Origin of the sequence: Parapedobacter luteus, from assembly GCF_900168055.1 — a bacterium.
Classification (GTDB): Bacteria; Bacteroidota; Bacteroidia; order Sphingobacteriales; family Sphingobacteriaceae; genus Parapedobacter; species Parapedobacter luteus.
Genome location: NZ_FUYS01000001.1, coordinates 724,743 through 746,983 on the forward strand (window position 1 = coordinate 724,743; position 22,241 = coordinate 746,983).

At 51.8% G+C, this 22,241-nt stretch carries 11 protein-coding genes; 1 reads left to right on the top strand and 10 read right to left on the bottom strand.

Annotated elements, in window-relative coordinates:
• Window positions 1-66: 66 nt before the first annotated feature.
• The 7 genes from B5X72_RS02950 to B5X72_RS02980 all read right to left on the bottom strand — a co-directional run bounded on the left by B5X72_RS02950 (window position 67) and on the right by B5X72_RS02980 (window position 13,153).
• The gene (locus tag B5X72_RS02950; RefSeq protein WP_079715318.1) at window positions 67-1,446 is read right to left on the bottom strand and encodes a glycoside hydrolase family 140 protein; all 1,380 of its coding nucleotides are present in this window, start codon (window positions 1,444-1,446) and stop codon (window positions 67-69) included.
• The gene (locus B5X72_RS02955) at window positions 1,443-3,587 is read right to left on the bottom strand and encodes an outer membrane protein assembly factor BamB family protein (protein ID WP_079715319.1); all 2,145 of its coding nucleotides are present in this window, start codon (window positions 3,585-3,587) and stop codon (window positions 1,443-1,445) included. The genes B5X72_RS02950 and B5X72_RS02955 overlap by 4 nt, the downstream gene beginning before the upstream one ends.
• Window positions 3,587-5,779 carry a GH32 C-terminal domain-containing protein gene (locus tag B5X72_RS02960; RefSeq protein WP_139378496.1) on the bottom strand — a complete coding sequence of 731 codons (2,193 nt, stop codon included), beginning with the start codon at window positions 5,777-5,779 and terminating at the stop codon, window positions 3,587-3,589. Before B5X72_RS02960 ends, B5X72_RS02955 begins: the two co-directional genes overlap by 1 nt.
• A 28-nt stretch (window positions 5,780-5,807) precedes the next feature.
• A complete protein-coding gene (locus tag B5X72_RS02965) occupies window positions 5,808-7,580 on the bottom strand; it encodes a RagB/SusD family nutrient uptake outer membrane protein (RefSeq protein ID WP_079715321.1) in 1,773 nt (590 codons plus the stop codon).
• Between the two features lie 20 nt (window positions 7,581-7,600).
• On the bottom strand, window positions 7,601-11,065 hold the full coding sequence (locus B5X72_RS02970; RefSeq protein ID WP_176146070.1) for a SusC/RagA family TonB-linked outer membrane protein: 3,465 nt from the start codon (window positions 11,063-11,065) through the stop codon (window positions 7,601-7,603).
• Between the two features lie 214 nt (window positions 11,066-11,279).
• On the bottom strand, window positions 11,280-12,485 hold the full coding sequence (locus B5X72_RS02975) for a FecR family protein (RefSeq protein WP_079715323.1): 1,206 nt from the start codon (window positions 12,483-12,485) through the stop codon (window positions 11,280-11,282).
• Between the two features lie 68 nt (window positions 12,486-12,553).
• Complete coding sequence (locus B5X72_RS02980; protein WP_079715324.1) at window positions 12,554-13,153, bottom strand: RNA polymerase sigma-70 factor; 600 nt, start codon at window positions 13,151-13,153, stop codon at window positions 12,554-12,556.
• Window positions 13,154-13,319: 166 nt separating this feature from the next.
• On the opposite strand from B5X72_RS02980, the gene ligD reads away from it, so the two are divergent.
• Complete coding sequence (gene ligD, locus B5X72_RS02985; RefSeq protein WP_079715325.1) at window positions 13,320-16,040, top strand: DNA ligase D; 2,721 nt, start codon at window positions 13,320-13,322, stop codon at window positions 16,038-16,040.
• Between the two features lie 85 nt (window positions 16,041-16,125).
• Here ligD and B5X72_RS02990 read toward each other — a convergent pair whose 3' ends face one another.
• The 3 genes from B5X72_RS02990 to B5X72_RS03000 all read right to left on the bottom strand — a co-directional run bounded on the left by B5X72_RS02990 (window position 16,126) and on the right by B5X72_RS03000 (window position 22,208).
• Window positions 16,126-17,661: a RagB/SusD family nutrient uptake outer membrane protein gene (locus B5X72_RS02990; RefSeq protein WP_233632573.1), complete on the bottom strand. Its 1,536-nt coding sequence runs from the start codon at window positions 17,659-17,661 to the stop codon at window positions 16,126-16,128.
• 83 nt (window positions 17,662-17,744) lie between these two features.
• On the bottom strand, window positions 17,745-20,888 hold the full coding sequence (locus B5X72_RS02995) for a SusC/RagA family TonB-linked outer membrane protein (RefSeq protein ID WP_245826786.1): 3,144 nt from the start codon (window positions 20,886-20,888) through the stop codon (window positions 17,745-17,747).
• A 168-nt stretch (window positions 20,889-21,056) separates the two neighbouring features.
• Complete coding sequence (locus tag B5X72_RS03000) at window positions 21,057-22,208, bottom strand: FecR family protein (RefSeq protein WP_079715327.1); 1,152 nt, start codon at window positions 22,206-22,208, stop codon at window positions 21,057-21,059.
• Window positions 22,209-22,241 lie beyond the last annotated feature (33 nt).

Consider the following 22,241-nt stretch of genomic DNA (forward strand, 5'->3'; position numbering starts at 1 on the left):
CAACCTACAAACCGTCTTATTTTTCATGTCTAAAAACCAAATTAGTAATGACAAACGTTCTATTGATTAGTACGCCAACACCAGCACCCAGTCGTTTCCACGGCCCCGCGTTGGCGGGGAAAATTTGACCACTCCGTTGGCTGCCACATGTCCGGCATGTTCCTGATCGCCGGTGCGGGGATTATACCACGATGCATCGACCGCTTTGGTGCCACACAGACTGAGATCCAGCAGGGCGTCTAATCCGGTAGGGATATACACCAGTGCAAAATCGGTTCCTCGTGCAGCGACAATCCAATCCGTTTCCGGCATATATTCATTTTTGATGAATTCAGGAAATGGGCGCATCTGGCTTGCTGGTCGCGATGACAGCAGCTTGCGGGCATGGATGATGTCCCATGCGCCGGCTAAGTCCAAATCGTCATGCCAAAAACTCCTTGCCAACCCTATGGGCTCTTTGGTCTGGTCCCGCATCTGCCAGATGGAATGGCATCCATAGGTGTAGCCGAAGCCCCCCGATAGCATCGACCAATAGAGCGTTTGCCGGACATCAGCGTCGTCAAACCAACCGAAGACGTCGGGCGCCCAGCTCACGGGATGGTTTTCGTACCGGGGTTCGCCGTCCATGATGGGTTTAGTGGGGGTACGATGGTAGCCCGGTAAAAAGAGCCGTTTATAAATGGCAAATGACCGTTGCCCATGCCCGGTTTGGACCATGTTGAAGTCGAGCCAATCGCGCTCGTGAAACCATTCGGCAGAGCTCCGTTCGCCCTGCGGGTGAAAAGTCATCAGGTGCGCATCATCCACCGACTTGATGCCGCGAGCCATAGCGTCCCAAATCTCGAAATTTTTTCCGCCACCGGATCGGTCGCCACCGATGATCCAGATGATATTGGGATACGTCTTGTAACGTTCGCCAAGGAATTTCCCATATGCAAAAGCGTTTTCCTTCGTAAAAATCTCCGGGCCTACACCCCATTGTTTATCCACTTTATCGCCCCATGTAGGTAGCATGCCGATAAATAGGCCCTTTTCCTGAGCTTTTTGAACCACCCAGTCCACATGAGCAAAATAAGGTTCATTGGGAAGCAGCGGGTTGTTGTCCTTGAGTGGTGTATCGCCCGCCGGCGTGGGTTTGCCGAGGCCATCCAATTCGGCCAATACGACAGCCTGGATCACGGTAAACCCCTTTTCCCTTCGATTTTCAAGGTATTTTTCTGTGTTTTTTTGATCCAACCGGTGGAATAGCTCCCATGCCGTATCTCCGAAATACAAGAAGGGTGTACCATCTTCAAAGGCAATATGCCGTTTTGACGTATCCACGATGAGCTTTCCATGACTGAAATCGACGGAAGGCCCCGTCCATGTGACTTCCTGCGCACACAAGTGCTGTTTAGATAAGCAGCACAGCAATAGCGAAACAAAAAATAAACAGTTGGTCTTCATTTTTTTAGCGTTTGATAATCAGGTAATGTATAAGCGACGTAAGCATCGCCCTTCGGTGTCCCCAGTTTCGTTCCACCGGCCGCAATGACGATGTATTGCTTTCCGTTTACGGTATACGTGCTGGGCGTTGCAAAGCCCGCAGCGGGAAGGCTATCTTCCCAGAGCAGTTTTCCGTTCGTTTTATTAAATGCCCTGAACATACCATCCTTCGTGGCGGCGATAAACAACAATCCGCCAGCAGTGACCACCGGCCCGCCGTAGTTTTCGGTTCCCGTTGGTGAGTGGCCTTGGGCGGTGAGTTCCTTGAATTCGCCCAACGGCTGCTGCCACAACTGTTCGCCCGTATTCAGGTCAATGGCCGTCAGCGTCCCCCAAGGTGGGGCTATCGCAGGATAACCACGGTTGTCCAAAAACTTATGATATCCGTCAAACCGGTAGGGCGATTTCGTCTGCAACGTGTTGGCGACGGTTGCAGTCTCCTGTGCTTCCGTTTTCTCGGTGCCAAGCAAAAAATCAATGATCGCTTGTTTATCCGCCGTATTCAGATGGCCAAATCCCGGCATCATGCCCTTCCCATTCGTCACGATTCTTTCAAGTTCCGGGCGCCGAAAGGATTTCCGTACCTCCACCAATGCCGGGTATCCGCTGGTCGGATGGCCTTTTAAATCCACGCCGTGGCAGCTTGCACAATGTTTATTAAACAGCATGTTTCCTGCTGTGAGTCCCGCCGATTCGTTGTCCGTCCCTTGGGGCGACAAGCTGAATAGCCAGGCCATTTCATTCGCATTGACATACATGATGCCCTTGTCGTCTACTGCCGCGCCACCCCATTCCGCCCCCCCATCAGCGCCTGGAAACAAAATCGTTTGCTTGCCCACCGCCAAAGGCTGAAACACGCCCTTGCTGGCCGCATGATAGGCGGTCAGCAGTTCCGTACGATTTTCAGCCAGCTCGCTGATGTCCTTTTCAGTGAGTTGTTGCCGGGCAAAAGGCTTGGGCAGGGTAGGGATGGGCTGGGTGGGCCAGGCCGCCTCGCCGGGCACATCAGAAGCAGGAAAAGCTTGCTCTTCAATCGGGAATAAGGGCGTCCCGGATACGCGATCAAACACAAACACGTGGCCGGACTTCGTCACTTGTGCTACGGCATCGATTTTTTTGCCCTGCCGGTTCAGAGTCACGAGGTTCGGCGGAGCAGGCAGGTCCCTGTCCCAGATGTCGTGGTGGACAAACTGGTAATGCCAGATGAGCTTGCCTGTACGTACATCGAGCGCCAGCAGGCAGTTGGCATACAGGTTTTGGCCGTGCCGCCTGCCGCCATAAAAATCGAATGCCGGTGATCCGGTAGGTGCATAAAGGATACCGCGTTTGCGATCTATCGCCATGCCCGCCCAACTGTTTGCTCCGCCGATGATTTCGTGCGCCGCACCGTCGTGCCAAGTCTCATACCCCGGTTCACCCGGTTGGGGAATCGTGTGGAACACCCACACCAATTTGCCGGTTTTTACGTTAAAGGCCTGGATGTGCCCCGGTGCGGCGCCGTCTCCTTCGCCCACCCGTATAGGCATCACGATCAAGTCTTCGTACAGTGTCCCCGGTGTGGTGGAGCCCACAAATTTATCTTTTGCCGTCGGTCCGAGGCCAGCCTTCAGGCTTACACGTCCGGCTTCGCCAAATGTCTCGATGACTGTACCAGTACGTGCATCCAGCGCCGTCAGCCACTCGCCATACGAAAACAGAATCCGTTTATCGTTGCCCGATTCCCAATAGGTGACACCCCGGTTCACGTTACCGGAAAAACGGGCACTGGATGTATCGGTCCATAGTTCGCGTCCCGTGGCCGCATCGAGCGCAAAAACGAAGTTTGATGCGGTCACACCGTATAGCACATCGTCTACAATGATGGGATTACATTGCACTTGCCCTGAATCGCGCGTATGGTATACCCATGCCACCTGCAAGTTGGCTACGTTTGACGTGTCGATTTGGCTGAGCGTGGAATAATGATTTCGGTCTGGGCCACCAAGGTATTCGCGCCATGTCGTTTCGGTGGCAGGCGAATGCCCGCATCCCATCACAAACAGCTGGCAGATGCCCACTATCGGAGCCAGGAAAGGAACTGCAAGTTTTCCAAATTTTAACATTACATTTCGGGTTGTATATTCCAAATGGTTAACGAATCGACATTAATCGGCCCTACCTCGCAGAATGGCCTGAAGGTGATTGCCCGGCAATCGCCGCTAAGCACGCCCGTGCAAGACTGTCCATTGACAAATACCTCTATCAATGAACCATCAATGAGCACGCGCATGGATACCGAACGGCCATCCTGAGGCAAAAACGCGGGGGCACTCCCCAGTTCGGGATAGTCTATCGGCATTTTTATGCCTCCTTTCACGCCAAAGCGGTTTGACGTCAGATTCAAAAAAACCGACGCTGTGTCTCCCGGACGTGTACCTGAGGTCACGTAAAATCCGAAAATCCCCCGTTGACCGCCCGGCACCTCGATCAAGATATCGGCCCTTCCGTCTTTCAATGTTACGAATTTTTGTTGGACAGCCGAATCCAGCTGAAAATTAACTGTTTTGCTGTGGAGTTTCCGTAATTTTTCAAGCTCAGGGATCGGCGTTTGTGTCAATCGCCGTTCGGTGAATTCCAGTACCCGTGGGGTGACATGAGTGCCTGACCAACGGATGCCATCTACCTCACCCGAGGCATAAAGCTGCAGTGCGTGGATGATGCGGCGTTCGCCTCCTTGCGGTCCGCAGGAGTCTACCATCAATGGGTTAAAACAGTGAAACGGATTGAGGTAATCGAGCAACATGCCTTCGGGATCGTCGGGTATAAACGCCGCCGAATCCTTATCAAACTCGCCCACCCAATAACGTGCCGGCCGGGTACCCAACATCAATACGTATTTGTCGCCGAAAGGCAATAGATAGGGATATTCGGCGAAGCCCCATTGTTGTTGGTTGTCTTTCGGGTTGCGGTGTTTATGCGCGCTGAACAGCGTTCCGCGGGTCTCCCACTGCATGAGGTCTTTTGACATAAGCAGGACGATATCATCGCCTAAGCTATCGGCTGAACGTCCCCAATGTTGGCGCGTGGTGAGCGCGTAATAGCGATCGCCGTCTTTCCACACGTGGCCATCGTGATGTTCCATATCATCCATCACGAGCCTCTTATTGCCGAAAGACGTCAGGCCGTCATCGCTTTCCGCCATCACGCCATATTTCCCCGACTGGCCCAGGGCCGTATAGAACATTTTGGGTTGCCGGTGGTCCTCCAGCCACAGGTTGCCCAGCCAGATTCCATATGTATCCAACGGACTGTCCGGCCAAAGTGCTATCGGATAATCTTCCCAATGCAGCAGGTCATCACTTACGTAATGTGCCAGTGGCGTATATGCCAATAGCGATATCATATTCCGATAGCTGAATAGGTGGTATTTGCCACCATGATACACCGCCCCCGCGGGGTCCAGGATGGCATCCATGGGTGCCGTGAGATGAAACGACGGCCTTCGCGGATCACGGGCCATATAGTGCCGCATCGCTTTTCCGATCGCGCGCACCCCTTCCACATCACCTGCGCGGGATTGGTCAAAAAACGCATCGTATTGCTCGTACATCACGCTGGCCGGGTCTTGCACGTCTTTGATGCCCCGGGTATGGCAAAGGCCGGCTACAGCCTGATCATCCAGTAGGTAATCCCAATATGCCATATAGCGTATATGGCCGGTAAACCGCCTTTCGAAGAGAAAGTCCTGCACACCCTTCGGGAAATTTCCGACCGGTGGGTCCGTCGCCTTCCATGCCCCGATAAGTACCGCCCCGGGCGCCTGCGGATGAATCGATCCATGTAGTTGCTTGGCCAGCAAGCGCGCGCCATCGACCACTACCTCCAGCTGCCGGTCCGCATAGTTGATCACCAGCTGATGCCATTGCCCCAGCGCCAACTTTCCAACGGGTATTTCGCGGAATAAGCTGCCTTTTTCGTCCACCGTACTTACCATCACTACCAAGGTACGGTCGTCGGTGATGGCCATGGATAGGCTGGGGGTCCAAAAAATCCCCCCCGCCTGTGTGGGTTTTACTTCCAGGGCAATTGTGCCAGCTACTGGCAGGCGGCTGCCGAACCGGCGATGTGCTACCTCCAGGTAACCCTGGCCGGTAAATGATGCACCTTCGTGGTCGTCAAAGCTGATGCCATTGCCGACCAACCTGTCCCATGCCCGCTCTTCCGTATGCAGGTGGGTCAATACACACCGGTAAGTAGCTCCGGCCAGTATGTCGGCTGTGGTGTTGCCTGCCAGCACGCACGCAGGACAACACACCAACCAAAAAATAAGCCACGCCCTCACCTTAATATCCCGGATTTTGGGTCAGCGTCGGTATTCCACCGATCGAACTATTGATGATTTCCGTCTGTGGCACCGGGAGATATTCACTCTTTCCCCGTGTAAACGAGGCACCATTAAGATACGTCCGCTTTTCTTTTTCCGTTAGGAAATAGCTGTTCAACACCTGATCGGCGACCTCCCAACGGACGAGGTCGTAAAACCGGTGGCCTTCCATGGCCAATTCCAGCCGCCGTTCAAACCGGATGGCTTGCATGGCGTAATCTTTCGAAGGCCAGGAAGCCGTATAAGGTTCAATATGATAGTTGGCCGCTGGAGCGTCCGTGTCCGCGCCATTGTCATCTAATTTTTTGACGTAGCAACCATTCTTGGCGCGGTTCCGAACCTGGTTTACGTAGGCGCGCGCCTTTTCCAAATCGCCCAGCTCCGCTTCGCACTCCGCGGCCCACAGCAATACATCAGCAAAGCGGATGACCGTATAGTTGTTGGCATTCGGACCACCAGCCCATCCCGTGGTGGTAGATTGCGTACCTTGTTCTTCTTTCCGGTAGACACGTTTTTTAGGCGAATACGGCCCGCCATCGCCAGCAGGGTTTACCCAGGTCTCACCGCCATGAGGACCCCAGTCGAGGTAGGCGATACCCCTTCTTCCCACGGTATGATCCAGCCGTGGGTCCAGAGGCGTCTCTCCATCAGGTTCGAAGGGTTCGGAAGACCGGATGCCCTCGTCGTTCTTCAGGTCGCTGTCGTTAAACGAATCAAACAAGGGAAGGCCGTCAGCTGAAGTTTTAAAGGCATTTACCAAGTTTTGCGATGGTTGGAAGAACCCGCAGCATTGACCTGGCCCCACCAACGGAAAATTCAGGTGTTCGCCGTAGTTCGCGTTCAACGGCCCACCGCTGCCATCGTTTACCGACATCTGTACAGCAAATACAGACTCTTTGGAGTTTTTGGTTGCGATGTTGAAATTATCGTAATAACAGTCATTCAGGCCATATTTCAAGCCTCCGGAGGTGACACCGTTGGCAATGATGTCGTCAAGTAGCGTTTTTGCTTCCACAAACTTCTGCTGAAAAAGGTAGCACTTGGCCAGGAAAGCCTTAGCTGCCCAGGCGTTTGCCCGGCCTACCTCCGCTTGCGTCACCGGCAGGTTGTCCGCCGCAAACTGCAGGTCGGCTTCAATGAATGGCCATGCTTCCTGATCATTTGGCACGCGCGTATCAAACACCGTTTCGTCGATAATCGGGACACGGTAGTAGATTTTCCGCAGTTCAAACAAGTAGTATCCCCGCAGGAAACGAGCCTCCGCCGTCTTGCTGCTTACAAAATCAGGGTCAAGACCTTCCGTGTTTGCGATTGTTCGCAAGACCTCGTTGGATCTGGAAATGCCGTCATAGAGTGCAATCCACTTATCCGGCACAAAATTATTGGTAGGCAGAATGCTATTACGCTCGAATGCGTTCATCTCCGGTAGATCGGATTGCGTAGATCCTTTATATGCATCGTCCGACGCAACATCGCCGATCAACCAGTTGGTCACTGCCGAGGCCCGACCCTCATTCCGACCTGTCCATCCATCGGTACTGGCACCCACGCCGTCGAGCAACGAGTATGCACCAATGAGCAGTTTGTCAATGCCTTCGGGATTTTGCATCTGCACCTGGCTTGCTGTTCCCAACGGCGGTGTGCTGAAAAATTTTTCCGAACAAGCTGTGAATAATACCGCGATGATAATTCCCTTTCCGACGCGGCCGATAATGTTTATGCTGTGTTTCATCGTTTCGTAGAATCTTGTGTTTAAAAACCGACAGTTAGCCCTAGGTTAAAGGATTGAGCGAGTGGATATATCCCCCTGTCCACGCCAATATCACGGTCCGCACCGGCACCGTATTGCGACAGGTTGACTTCCGGATCCAAGCCGTTATAATTCGTCAATGTGAAGAAGTTGGTGGCCTGTACGTAGACGCGCAATTGCTGCATATTCAACCGGCTAGACCACCGAGAAGGAAATGTATAGCCTATCATCACATTTTTCCCACGCAGGTATGACCCATCTTCTATGAAGTAGGTAGATGCCTGTGACTCAAAACCCGTAGCAATTGAGTTTGTCTTCGGTAGGGTTGCATTGGGGTTTTCAGGACTCCAGCTGTCCAACATCCGGACACTCCGGTTGCCGGTAAGGTTCTGAAAATCTGTCCACCACTTTTGGTAATTGTAAATGTCATTGCCTTGTACACCCTGTATAAACACGGATAAGTCAAATGATTTGTAGCTCACACTGAGGTTCAAGCCATAGGTAAAGTCGGGATGCGGGTTGCCAATAAACGATTCATCGTTTGCATCGATGACACCGTTTTGATCGATATCACGAAACTTGAACCGTCCTGGTTGGTTGTACAGTGCCCGGTCGCCGCCCTGCGTCGCATGCGCGTCAGCCTCCTCTTGTGTCTGGAAGATGCCATCAATGGTATACCCATAGAAGGCTGAAATGGGTTGGCCTACTGCGGTACGGGTGAAAGGAGCTTGCCTAGTGGAAAATCCCGGAATGAAGGTTTCCGAGCCCCCATATAGTTCAGTGACCCGGTTGCGGTATACCGACCAGTTGAGTCCCACGTCATATCGCCAGTTGCTGTTTTGTGATCTGTTGCGGTAGTTGAGGGCGATATCCAGGCCTTTGTTTTGAATACCGCCAATATTTACGGCAGGCCTGCGATTCTGGCCGTCGGTAGCCGGGCTCGGTATCACCAGCAGCAGATCGGAAGATTTCCGGTTATAGGCGTCCACCGTTACGGCAAATTTACCGTTAAAAACGCTCAGGTCTACACCCAGGTTGGTCATGGTTTGTGCCTCCCAACGTGCATCGGGGTTGCCCTGTGCGCCAATATAGAAGCCGGGCACCAGTGCATTGTTCTGGCCATCGATGGAATAGGATGACGTATGCAGGTTTGTCGCATAGGTAGTAAACTGATTGTAGCTATCAATCTCTTGGTTGCCGGTTTGTCCCCAGCCACCCCTAAGTTTCAGCTCATCGATAAATGTTACCCTTTCCAGGAATGGTTCTTCACTGAGTCTCCAGCCGACACTGAAAGCGGGGAACGTACCCCATCGGTTGGCCGTCGAAAAGCGGGAGGATGCATCCCGCCGGATGGTCGCCGATACCAGGTATTTTTCATCAAGGTTATAATCCGCTTTGCCAAAGTAGGAGAACAGGCGGGAGTCCGACCCGCCACCCGTGGCATTTAGCAGGGTTGTTCCCGCGTTGAGGTAGCGGTAGTTGATATCTTCAAAGGCAAAGTCTGCTTTTTCTGTGATGGTATTTCTGAATCTGCTCTTCACGGCCTCTGTGCCGGCCAGTACGTCCAGGCGATGCCGATTGCCGAACGTCTTCTGATAACCCACGGTATTGGTCCACACCACATTCGTCGTGTAGCTGTTGGTCACACTCAACTGGGCCTGTTGTGGTAGCAGGAAAGATTCAGGCGCGGCGGGCGAAAAGTTGGAGAAATTAAAGTTCGCGTAGTCGATGCCCAAACTGGTTTTTAGCGTCAGTCCATAGCCCAACTTCGCCTCAGCAAACGCATTCCCGAATAACCGGGCATTGTATGCGTGATTATCCTTATTGCGGTATTGCCTGGTATAAGGATGATCTGCCCAGGCCCGGCCGCCCGCAAAATTACCCCCTACGTCGTACACCGGCATGAATGGTGCCATTTGGTAAGCCAATGCCGGACTGTTTTCCGCGCGGATGATGGTAGACACATTGTCGGTATACGCAAACTGCAGGTTTTCGCCTATGGTGAGGACGTCCATGATGTTGAACGTCGTGTTTGCCCTTACTGAATAGCGTTTAAAATTGGTATGCTTGAAAATCCCCTCTTGGTCATAGTATCCGCCCGTAATGGCGTAGGTGTTTTTATTGCTGCCGCCAGACACGCTGAGGTTGTGGCTTTGTATGTGTCCGAGCTGGGTGACCACGTCCCACCAATCGGTTCCCGCTTTGTTTGTTTTAGCAAACATAAATTTCGTGGTACCGAATCCCGGTGCGGTTGGGTCATTTGTGTAGTTTTCAAGCGCAACACGGGGATCTCCCTCCATGGCACCACCCTGCAGCAGGAGGTAATCCGGTATGACTGGGTTGGGGCCGCTGCCAAATGTAGCGTCGGCCGGGTTTCCGGTCGTTGGATCCACATTGCCGATATTGCGGTAGTTTTCCCACGTCAAATCGGCAAATTGTTGTGGTGAAAGCATTTCTGGGCCGCTTGATGGCCGCTGGACGCCGTAGAAGGACTCGACAGTCAGCCTGGACCTGCCTTCCTTTCCTTTTTTAGTCGTGATAATGACCACGCCATTGCTCGCCCGAGCCCCATAAATGGACGCCGACGATGCATCTTTCAAGATTTGCATGGATTCGATATCGTTCGGGTTGATTTGGTTCAATCCACCTTGTGTAGGCACGCCATCGATGATATACAACGGATCGTTACCACCGGTAATCGAACCCACGCCCCGGATGCGTACCATCACATTGCCACCGGGGGTACCATCATTTCCTACCGTCACGCCGGCTACCCGGCCCTGCAATTGTTGGGCAAAATTGTTAGCGGGAACTTGCTTCAGTTCATCTACCGCCACTACGGCGACAGCGCCGGTGATGCTCGCCTTCTTTTGGGTGGTGTATCCTACCACCACCACCTCATCCAGATCGCTCACCGTGGCTTCCATCGTTACATTTACGACCCGTTGATTGGTTAAGGTGCGCTCCACGGTTTCATATCCCAATATGGTAAACACCAATGTTGAAGCCTGATCCGGTACGGTGATTCGGTAATTCCCGCCCGCGTCGGTCGTTGTTGCGGCCGTTGTACCCCTTGCTGCTACGGTCACGCCCGCTAGCGCCGTTCCGGACTGATCGGTCACCTTTCCGGAAATCTCTAAGTTTTGTTGCGTGGATTCACGTTGAGGTTTTGTGGGCGACTTATGCGCGATAACAATAGTCTCTTCTTCGATGGACCAGACCAGGTCACGGTCGGCCAAGATTTGGTCCATCACATGGCGTAGGTCGGCCTGCTTGACGATCGCATTGATACGCGTGGCGGCGATATCATCGCCACGGAAGAAAAACGAGTAGCCCTGCTGCCGTTGGATTTCTTTCATCACCTCGCGCAGCGTGGTATTTTTGACGTTGAGCGTGATCTTTTGTGCCTTGCTTTCCGCAATAGTATTGAAAGTAAACGCAATACTCAAGAAAATCACTAATTTCATAATCAGCAATGATCGATAAATCATATATTTGTCTTGTTTGGATGGTGAATAAATGGGTTAAAGGGAGTGTTTATAACGCTCCGCAACACTTATCCAGACAGCATTATCGGATGGTGTCGCGAGCATCATCCGTTTTTTGTTGATCTGGAATAGAAGCTGTCTTTTAGTTTGTCATGTTGTCATTTTTCATTTATTAAGGTTAGTTATTAATTGGTTATTCACTTAATACGATTAATTGGTTTCTACCGTTGATTTGGGTTATTTCAAACCGGACGCCGCTTTTTTCCAGGATTTTCAAAATGGAGGCTAGGGATTTATCCCGTCCGATCATGCCGAAAAAACGCACTATGGGCATTCGTCCCCGATATACCACGTCGATATCATACCATCGGCCCAGTTGCGCAAATGCCGCCTGCGGCGACAGGCCGTCAAAATAGAACAAGCCGTCTTTCCAAGCGGTAAAGAGCTCGGTGTCTACTTTTTCAATAGCGGTAGTCGTTCCGCGTGTCGTGCTCTGTTCGCCTGGTGCGAGCTGGTAAATGGCATTGCGGACCGTCCTGCTGTTTGCGGCGAGGTTGACGATTTGCACGGCCCCCTCCACGAGCGTAGTTTTGGTTTCCGGGTCATCCGGATAGGCGGAGATGTTGAACTCCGTGCCCAGCACCTCGATTTCCTGCCCGCCGCTGATCACCTTAAACGGCTTGTCGGCGTCTTTCATCACGGAGAAATACGCTTCGCCGGTGATATCTACCACGCGCTCGTTGCCGGTAAATTTGCTGGGATATTTCAGCGCGCTATTGGCGTTGAGCCATACGGTGGAACCATCGGGAAGGGTCACGTGATACGTACCTCCTTTGGGCGTCGACAAGGTCAGTATCTCGGCGGGTGCCGACGTCCAGTTACCATCGACGATATGCGGCACAATCATTGTGGCACCGTCGGCGTAGGTGATGTTGTCTTCGCCTACGATGATTCCTTTTTGAGACACACTTAAGTCAATTTTCCTACCATCAGCCAACGTCAGGGTAGCCCGATTCCCGCCGGGGGGGATTGCTTCCGGTGTGATTTTCACGATAGCATCCGTTTCCGGGTGCTGCCCTCCGTCCGGCATTAGCCGATCGCCGAAAAAGAGCCACGTGCCCAGGAGTACGACAATCACGGCGGCGGCGTAAGGGAGCCATAGCTGCCACAATGAATGGGTACGGGGATGACTATCCGCACCGACGGCGTCCAGGATTCGTGCCAGCATGCGCTGCCTTAGCTCCTCCGGTGTGTTGGCAAAAGACGTTTCTATTTCATAGGAATCTTTAGCCATTTGCGCATTGAGCCACTGGTTGAGCTGTTCCTGCTCCGTGGGGGTGATACGACCATCGATCAGTTTTGCCGCCAATGTTTCTATTTCAGCACGAGACAATGCCATTTATAACCGGTTTTGGTTATATAGTCTATTTTTTTTACCGGAAGGGTGTATCCGGCGAAAAAAAAATGTCACAACCCACGCCCTGCTATCAACGCGAGCATCAGGGGTAAAAAAGCCAATAAGTCATTCCGGAGTTTTTTGTTGGCGTTTTTAAGGTGCATTTTCACGGTATTTTCAGATAAGTTTAGGGCTTCGGCTATGGCCTTCACGCTCATGTCCTGTTCCCGGCTCATTCGGAATACAAGTTGGCACTGCGGAGGCAGTCGGTTGATACTCTGTTCGATACGTTGCCGCAATTCCTTCGCGATAAATGCACTCTCCGGCGATACGGCTTCCATCGGATCCGTCCATTCTTCTTGGTGCACTACTTCCTGGCGCCGTTGGTTGCGTGCCATCGCGCTCAGCGACTGATATTTGACTGCGACCGAAAGGTAGGTATTCAACGTGTGGCTAAGTTGGATGGTTTCCCGACGGTTCCATAGGCCAACGAATACGTTCTGCACGCATTCCTCCGCTTCCTCTGCGCTGCCCAACAAGTTAGCTGCCACTACAAACAACTTATCCCAATATCGGTTATAGATGGCCACCAAAGCCTTCTGTTTGCTTTGCTTCAGCAGCATCACCAGCTCATCATCGTTATAATCGGTATAGTTATAATCCGTGCTCACACCCCTGCAATTTGCAGCCCAAGTTAAGCATATTTTAGGGATGTACAATTCCTTTCCGCGTAGGCATTTTTCCAAAACTGAATCCGGCCCAATGGTGTTATTCAGATTGATAGGCCATCAAGCGGGCAACCGGCTCGAATGATTGCAAAGAAATAAGGTTGTTATTATGGCGCTTGAACAATACCGTAAAAAGAGGGATTTTAAAAAAACCAATGAGCCGAAGGCTGGCAAAAGCCCCGACAAAAAGCAGCTCACCTTCGTGATACAGAAGCACGACGCTTCACGCTTGCATTATGATTTTCGCTTGGAGTTGGGGGGCGTACTAAAAAGCTGGGCTGTGCCGAAAGGCCCCTCTACCGATCCGGAGACCAAGCGGCTGGCCATGATGGTTGAAGATCACCCGATGGATTACCGGTTGTTTGAAGGCATTATCCCCAAAGGTGAATACGGCGGTGGTACAGTCATCGTTTGGGACGAGGGTACTTATGAGCCGGTAGAGCCGCTGAAAACCAAGAAGGCGCAAGAGAAGCATCTGCTCGAGCAGCTCCACAACGGATCGTTAAAAATCCGGTTGCATGGCCAGAAGCTGCAGGGTGAATACGCGTTGGTCCGGACGCGTGGCATGGGAGAAAACGGTTGGCTACTTATCAAACACAAAGACGAGTTTGCCAAAAAGTCCGATATCACCAAGAAGGATAAATCCGTGCTTTCGGGAAAGACCATTGCTGCCGTGGCGAAAACGAGCGATAAGGTTTGGCAGAACGGGCGCGAAACGGACGTTAAGGTATCCGGGTCTAGCCGGAAAAAAACACCGAAAAAACCTAAGGAGGCGGAAGACCACCTTGCAGAAGAAGCGGAGGAAAACACCGAACCACAAAAACTGGACGTGGCGGCACTGCTCAAGAAAGCGCCAAAATCACCGATCCCTGACAAAGTTAAGCCGATGAAAGCTACCCTTATTGATGAGCCTTTTGACGATCCGGACTGGGTATACGAAGTGAAATGGGACGGTTACCGGGCCGTTGCCCATGTCAGTAAGAGGGGGGTAAGCCTGGCTTCCCGCAACAGCATCCCTTTTGATAAATATTACCCCCTGATAGACGTGTTAAAAGGGTGGCGTATCAATGCGCTGATTGACGGTGAAATTGTCGTGTTAAATGACAAGGGGCTTTCTGATTTTGGTGCTTTACAGAATTGGCGGAGTGAAGCGGATGGCAATCTGGTGTATTATGTCTTCGATATCCTGTGGTATGAAGGCAAAAACTTAATGGGCTTACCGCTGTTGGAGCGACAGGCCATCCTGCATGACATCCTGCCGACGGACGATGATCGCATCCGGCTGAGCAAGGTCTTTGCTGCGCGTGGAATCGATTTTTTTGATGCGGCTGAGCAGGTAGGGCTGGAAGGCATCATGGCTAAGAAGATGGACAGCAAGTACACGTCGGACCTACGCTCAAAAGAATGGCTGAAAATCAAGGTGCAGCGCCGGCAGGAAGTCGTCATTGCTGGATTTACCCGCAACGCCGGCACCTCCAAGGTATTCAGCGCCCTCGTATTGGGGGTGTACGACGGCAAGAAGCTACGCTATGCAGGTAAAGTCGGAACGGGTTTTTCCGACAAGACGCAAAAGGAAATGATGAAAAGGTTCAAGCCGCTGATCACCGACCATAGCCCTTTCGACAGTGAACCAGACGTCGATAAACCCTCGCGTTTTCGCCCGCAACGCCTCGGGGCCAAGCCGACTTGGTTGAAACCTAAATTGGTATGTGAAGTCAATTACGCGGAGGTGACCAGCGAGGGAATATTCCGCCAGGCCTCGTTTAAAGGCATGCGGGAAGACAAAGACGCCAATGAGGTGGTGCTTGAAAAGCCCGCGGACGCCGAAGCCACGGTAGCTGAAGCCGAGAACGAAGCATTGGATACCACGGTGAAGCCTGCCAAAAGTGAGCGGCGTACCCTGCTGAATCCGCGCGAGGAGACACAAGTTCGCAAGATAAACGGCAAAGCGGTCAAATTTACCCATCTCAGTAAGGTGTATTGGCCGGATGATGGCATTACGAAGCGGGATATGTTTAACTACTACTACCGTATGGCCGAGTACATCCTTCCATACCTAAAGGACCGCCCGATGTCGCTAAATCGCTTCCCCAACGGCATTAAAGGCCCCAGCTTCTATCAGAAAGACGTCAAGGGCAAGGCTCCCGAATGGGTCACGAAAACTTATCCCTATGTGACCAGTGAAGGCGAGCATAAAGAATACTTGGTAGGTGATGATGAGGCTACGCTTCTGTGGATGGCCTCATTGGGATGCATCGAGATGAACCCCTGGTTCAGCCGTGTCCAGTCGCCCGACAATCCCGACTATTGCGTAATCGACCTTGACCCCGATAAAAATACCTTTGAGCAGGTTATCCAAGCGGCGCAGGCGATCAAAAAAGTGCTGGATGCCATTGAAGTGCCGGGTTATGCAAAGACATCAGGATCTACGGGAATCCATATCTATATCCCGCTTGGGGCAAAATATACCTACGATCAGTCACAGCTGTTTGCCAAGTTAATTGTCAGTCTGGTACACGAGCAGTTACCCGATTTCACAAGCCTGGAGCGGAAAGTAAGCAGCCGGAAGGGAAAGATGTACCTGGATTTTTTGCAGAACAGGCCTGGGGCTACGATAGCCGGGCCTTATTCCCTGCGGCCAAAGCCTGGTGCTACCGTGTCGATGCCGTTGGCTTGGGATGAAATGAAGCCTGGCTTAAAAATGAGCGATTTCACAATCCACAATGCGTATGACCGATTGAAGGAAACAGGCGATCTGTTCAAGGACGTGTTGGGCAAAGGCATTGATCTCGATAAGACGATCAAAAAAACGCAGTCTATCTTCGGCTGATGTGCTACGGTGTAAGGGTCATGGTGCCAATAGTTGCCCCGTTGCCCATCTGGAGGCAACGGGGCGGCATGCGTATACTTAGCCATCAGTACCCCGGGTTTTGCACCAAATCGGGCTCTACGCGCAGTACGGTTTGGTGAAATGGCCACAGGTAATTATGCGGTGCAAATGAACGGTCTTCAATTTTCAGCGAAACGAGCTGTCCGTTGATCAGGCGTGTGTGTCCCAATGCGGGTTTGTTAAGTACATCTTCAGCTATATGCCACCGCAGGATATCGTCATACCGGAGGCCTTCGCCAGCGAACTCAATGCGCCGTTCATTGCGCAGGAGATCTACCCATTGGTCATGCGAGTAACCACTAAACCGGGGTAGTGTTACATCGGCAATCGTCATATCCAACCCAGCGCGTCTACGGACCTGATTGATACAGTCCTTGGCCAACTCGTCAAAATCATTTAGCATAAGCTTCGCTTCGGCATAAGTCAGCAATACCTCGGCATATCGAATAAGACCGAAGGTCAGTGTGCCATCACGGAAGGCATCGGCATCAGAGACGAATTTGCGAAACCAGAAGCCGGATTTACTGGCGCGTTGATTTTCGTAATACATCGGATTACCGGGGTTGTAAACGTCTATCGGCTCACCATAGAAGATGTCTCCGGGTCCCATGATGCTGGCGGCATAGCGTGGGTCTCGGTTGAGGCCGGGATTCAGTTCATAGTCCTCCTTCGTGTACAGCGGGCATTCGTCTATTGGCCGGCCTTGGAGCGTCCAATAGGCATCTACGAGCGACTTCAGTGGCACGGCGTAGGACTGGCCGTTTCCGGTGCGAAAATGGGGCCCTAGATCCCTGAATGAATAAGTAGCGCCATTGCCTACGCTTTCCCGCTCCATGTGGATGATAAATTCGCGGTTCCGGGTATCCCCTTCATATTGGAACAAGTCGCCATAGTTTGCGTAAAGTTCATATTGTCCGCTGTCCATGATCTCTCGCGCCAGCTGTGCCGCCAGTTCATAGCGTTCATTGAACAACGCATACCGCATGATCAATGCTTTAAACGAATTGCGGTTGAACATGTATTTGTTAGTGGTGTATTCTCCTTCCGGCAAGCGGGTGGTGACTTCCGCCGCCATGGCGAACAAATTGTCCAGCACTTGCTCCTTGGGCATTGGCTCGGCTTTTGCCTCCTCTACGGATGCTGGCTCCAGTACAAACGGAATATTTCCCCATCGCATCACCGCCTCGAAATAATGCCAGATGCGCAGGCCCTCAAGGATCGCTTTATAGCGTTGGCGTACCGCTTCATCTTCCACATAGGGCACGTCTATGTTGGCAATGTAGGTGTTTAGCCGCCCGATGTGTTTCATGTGAATGGTCCAATAGAATTCAAACGCGCGGGTGTTGCTGTTCATGGTACCATTCGCAATCCGCTGGTGGTGGTCATCCTCATTGCGCGCGTAGGCATTGTCTGACCGCGCATCCTTCATGTAGAAGAGCAATTTACGGTCGTCCCTATTGGTAAATACGTCCAGGTAAGTGCTGTAGACGACCCGCCGGAGGTCATCCTCGTCAACGAAGAATTCCTCGAAGGTGGTTGCCGTGGGGTCTGTTTTATCCAAGAATTTCTCGCAGCCTGTTAATCCAAAACAAACTATAACGATGCTAATCAGTTGCTTTTTCATTGTGAATTTCTCATTTCGTTCTATAAAATGCCTGCCCGTATGCCAATGCTGTAAATAGCCATTCTGGGATAGGCTCCGTTACCCCCGTCGCGCTCCGGATCCAATCCTTCCCACCTCGTGAAAGTAAACGCATCCTGCGCATTGACATAGATGCGCACATTTTCTATCCCCTTGGTGACTCGTGGGATGGTATAGCCAAGCTGGAGTGTCTTGATGCGCAAGAACGCGGCGTTGCTAAGCCACACGTCGCTGAGCACGGCATTTGCGCTGGCACCGGTCCACACCCGGGGAAAGCGGCTATTGGGATTGTCTGGTGTCCATCGGTTGTCCATGTACTCCTGCCGTGGCGTTCCCAAGCTATTGTTTGAGCCATCCATCAGTACGGGGTAACCTTCCATGCCCGACACCCAACCGGTCCGTTTACCTACTCCCTGTGCCAGTAAGCTGAAGTCCCACCGTCTGAAGCGCAGATCAACCGTAAATGCGTAGTTCATGTGGGGAAACGGGTCGCCCAGATTCACTCGGTCCATTTCGTTGATCACGCCGTCGCCGTTTTGGTCAATATAACGAATGTCGCCAGGGAGCGTGTTGGGTAATTTGGCCGTCGTACTATTCACTTCCTCCTGCGTCTGGAAATAGCCATTGCTTTGATAACCATAATAGTTGTCCAGAGCGATCCCACGATACCAGATTCTATTTTCGTTGTCTTTAAAAATCAACGTATCGCTGGCACCGTATCCGGCTTTGAGTACCTGATTCCGGTTGTCAAACAGCATCCCGCTTACCGCATAGCCAAAGTCACCGAGTTGGTCCGACCAGCGTGCACTCAATTCCCAACCCTTGTTTTCCACCTCACCGATGTTGACGGCAGACTCCAGACCGTTGGATCCGGTAAGCGGCGGTACCGGGAACCGACCATAAATCAAGTCGTAGGAAAATTTGTGATAGATTTCTGCCGTCAGGCTCAGCCGATCGTTCAGGGTCGCAACGTCCAACCCGACATTCCATTGCCGTTGTTTCTCCCAGCTAAATTCAGGATTCGGTACACGCTGCGCCCAGCCCCAGTCGTCTACATCCTCCTGCCAGAGGTAAGGATCCACATTTTCATTACCTATCAATCCATATGAAAAGCGCAATTTTAAATTTGTAATCGCACCCGATTCCCGCAAGCTGCTAAAAAAAGATTCGTTCTGAACGTTCCACGCTACGGCCGCCGATGGGAAAAAACCCCACCTATGCCCCGGAGCAAACTTGCTGCTGCCATCGGCACGGGCGGTGATTTCCAACAAATACCGGTTGTCAAAAGCATAATTGGCCTTACCGAAGAAAGAAGCCTTGCTCACTTCACGGTAGTCCGTATAGTTGTAGGTCATGATTTCCGAGCCGGCAATCAGGTAGAGCTTGTCTTTTTGCTGACGCAGTTCCTGCTCATAGTTCAGGTTGGCTCGGGCGGTCAGCTGGCTTACGCTTACCCCTTGTTCGGCGCCGACGTCATTGGTCCAGATGTCAGCGGGCTTTCCGTCACCATCGCGAAACATGAATGTGCTCCGTTTCCATTTGGCCGATGATTTTTCAATTTTGTATGAAACGTTTCCTTCCAACGATAGGCCGGGGTTGATAAAATACCGTGGACGGAGGTTGATGGTGCTCACGTCATACATGTTGTTGCGTTCGCCGCCATACTTTATGGAAGCCAGCGGATTGAGGTTATTATGCAGAATATAGTGATCTGGAAGTTCGGAATCATAGAATATCGGTTGTGTAGGATTCATCCGCCAAGCATTTGCATAGAGGCCGTTACCATCGCTATTGGCCATCAAGCGATTCACTTGAAGACGATGGGCATAAAAATCAGCCAATAAAACAAATTTATCTGCAACATTGACGTTAGTGTTGAACCGGGCACTGAATTTTTCAGAGCCTTCATAGTCGTTAAGACCATGTTCATTGATATAACCCAGCATAAGGTTGAATGTGCCCACGCCGCCGCCGCCAGACACGCTTGCGGTGGTATTATGTGAGCCCGCCCGCCGTTCCATGACTTCGCCCAGCCAATCGGTCTGCGTATATTGGCCTTGGTCGGCCCGGGCAATGTCTTCCGTAGAGAACAGCGGCGTTTGCCCCTGTATGGTGCGCGCTTCATTGTTTAGCCGCATATAATCGGCCGCGTTTACCCAATTTGGTAAATCGATAGCACTGTTTATTGCTGTCCAGGAGTGGAGATCTACCCTGAACTGGCCGGTGGAACCTCGTTTCGTTTCAATGATGATTACCCCATTTGCTCCTCGCGACCCGTATAACGATGCCGAAGCAGCGTCCTTGAGTACGCTGATGCTTTTGATCTGGTTGGGATCCAGATCGGTAAGGTTTTGCTCCATTCCGTCTACAATCACCAATGGATCTGCGTTTTGCAGCGTGCTGGTACCTCGGATAGCGATGGGCCCCGGTACACTACCAGGTAGGTTTGTGCCCTGCATCATCGTCACGCCTGGCAATGTACCGCTGAAAGCCTCCTGAAGTTTAAATATCGGCCTATTTGTTGCCCTGTCCATGTTCAGTTCGGCAACTGAAGAGGCCACATGGCGGCGCTCGATGGTGCTATAGCCCGTTACGACCACCTCTTCTATCTGTTGGCTTGCCTCTTGGAGTACTACGTCCACCTTAGACCGTTCTCCAATGCTAATTTCTGTGTCTGCAAAGCCAATAAGGCTATAGATCAGCGTAACGGCACCCGTCGCTTGAATGCGATACCGGCCGTCTTCGTCTGTTTGGGCTCCAATATTGGTTCCCTTTACCAATACGCTCACGCCGGCCAGCGGTACACCTTTGTTGTCGCGGACGATTCCTTCGACTGCGCGTTGCTGGTTGACACCCTTGGCCTTCACAGTCACCTGATGGCCCGAAATCGTGAAATCCAGTTGTTGTTCGCCAAGTACCGATTTGAGCAACTGGCGCATGTCGGTATTAGTCGCGGACACACTGATGGTTTTGCCTTTGACCAATCCATCGTTATAGAAAAAAACATAGTCTGTTTGTTGTTGGAGCTCAGCGAATAACTGGTTCAGCGTACCCCGTTCGATGGTGACGGTGACGGTTTGCGAATAGGTATTGGCATGCGCAGCAACGAGTCCTGCAAAAAATAGCATGGCGACTGTTTTGGTCATGGTCCATATTGTTTTAAACTTTCCGCCATGAAGACCCATGAGCCTCCAATGGCAAGGATTTTTTCGTATCATTGCATATAGGTTATTTAATTAAATGATTGCGTTAAGTGATCTTAGCGGGTGGGTGCTGGAACACCTACCCGTTCTCGTTTATAACTGGTCGTATGCTTATTTGATCGTAATCCTCCTTCCTTTTTGTTTAATTTCACTGGCCTCGACGTTCAATATATCACGTAATATAGCTTGCAAGGGCCGTTGTAGGTCCAATACGCCCGAAAACCGATCTGCTCCTAATGCCCGATGTTGAGCCAATGTAATCTCCACATTGTAAAAACGTTCCAGTTTCCGCAGGATGCTCGCTAGCGTTGCGCTGCGAATGACAAGCCGCTTTTGGGTCCAGGCAGCATGGTTCTCCAGGCTATTGAGATTGACGTCCAACTGGCCTTGGCGTTTATTAAAGGTGGCTACCGTCCCTTTTTCGAGGATGCGGGGTTTGAATCGCACTGCCCCCATTGGGGTGAGCTCAATTTTCCCTTCTACGAGGTAAGCACCGGCCTCCTCATCGTCTGAATAAGCACTGACGTTAAATGAAGTGCCCAGTACCTTCACTTGCATGTTTTCCGAATACACATAAAACGGTCTATCCGGTTGGTGGGCCACTTCGAAAAACCCCTCGCCGATGAGCGATACTTCTCGTTTATTTTCCGGAAACCGATGCGGAAAGCTCAATACCGATCCTGCATTGAGCGTGACGCGCGTTCCATCTGGAAGCTCAATCGTCGTACGCTGGCCGTAGGGCACGGTCATCGACGCATAGTCTCCGCGCGTTTGGATTGTATTACGGATGGTCAAGCCATTTTCGTCCGTCGTTTCCACCGTGTCGCCAACAATGCGGATTGATGACGCATTGGCCAGCGAAATTGTGGCATCTTGGTCAAAGGTAAGCAGCGGAGCGCCATCCGTGGCCGCGCCAGCCCCGTGAAGCCGGCGGGCATGGTTCAATAGTCGTTCGTCGGAATGATCCTCGTAATAGCGGAATAGGAGTAACCCTGCCGCAACGATAATCACGGCCGCGGCCGATCCCCATAGCCGGTATCGTCTGCCTAACACGCTGCCGGCATTCGGACGTTCGCTTTCCCATCGCGTGGTCACATTGCGCCACAATTCGTCCTTCTCGGGGGCAGATAGCGGTTTGCCTTTTACCGACCGTACTAAGGAGACGATTGCTTTTGCAATCCATTGTTGCTTATCAGTGGGGTGGTATTTATGCCCTTCGACATTAAATTCGTCGTCCAAATAATCTTCGGCTTTTTTTTCCATACGTTATAACTGGCCTCTATAAATAAAGAGCGC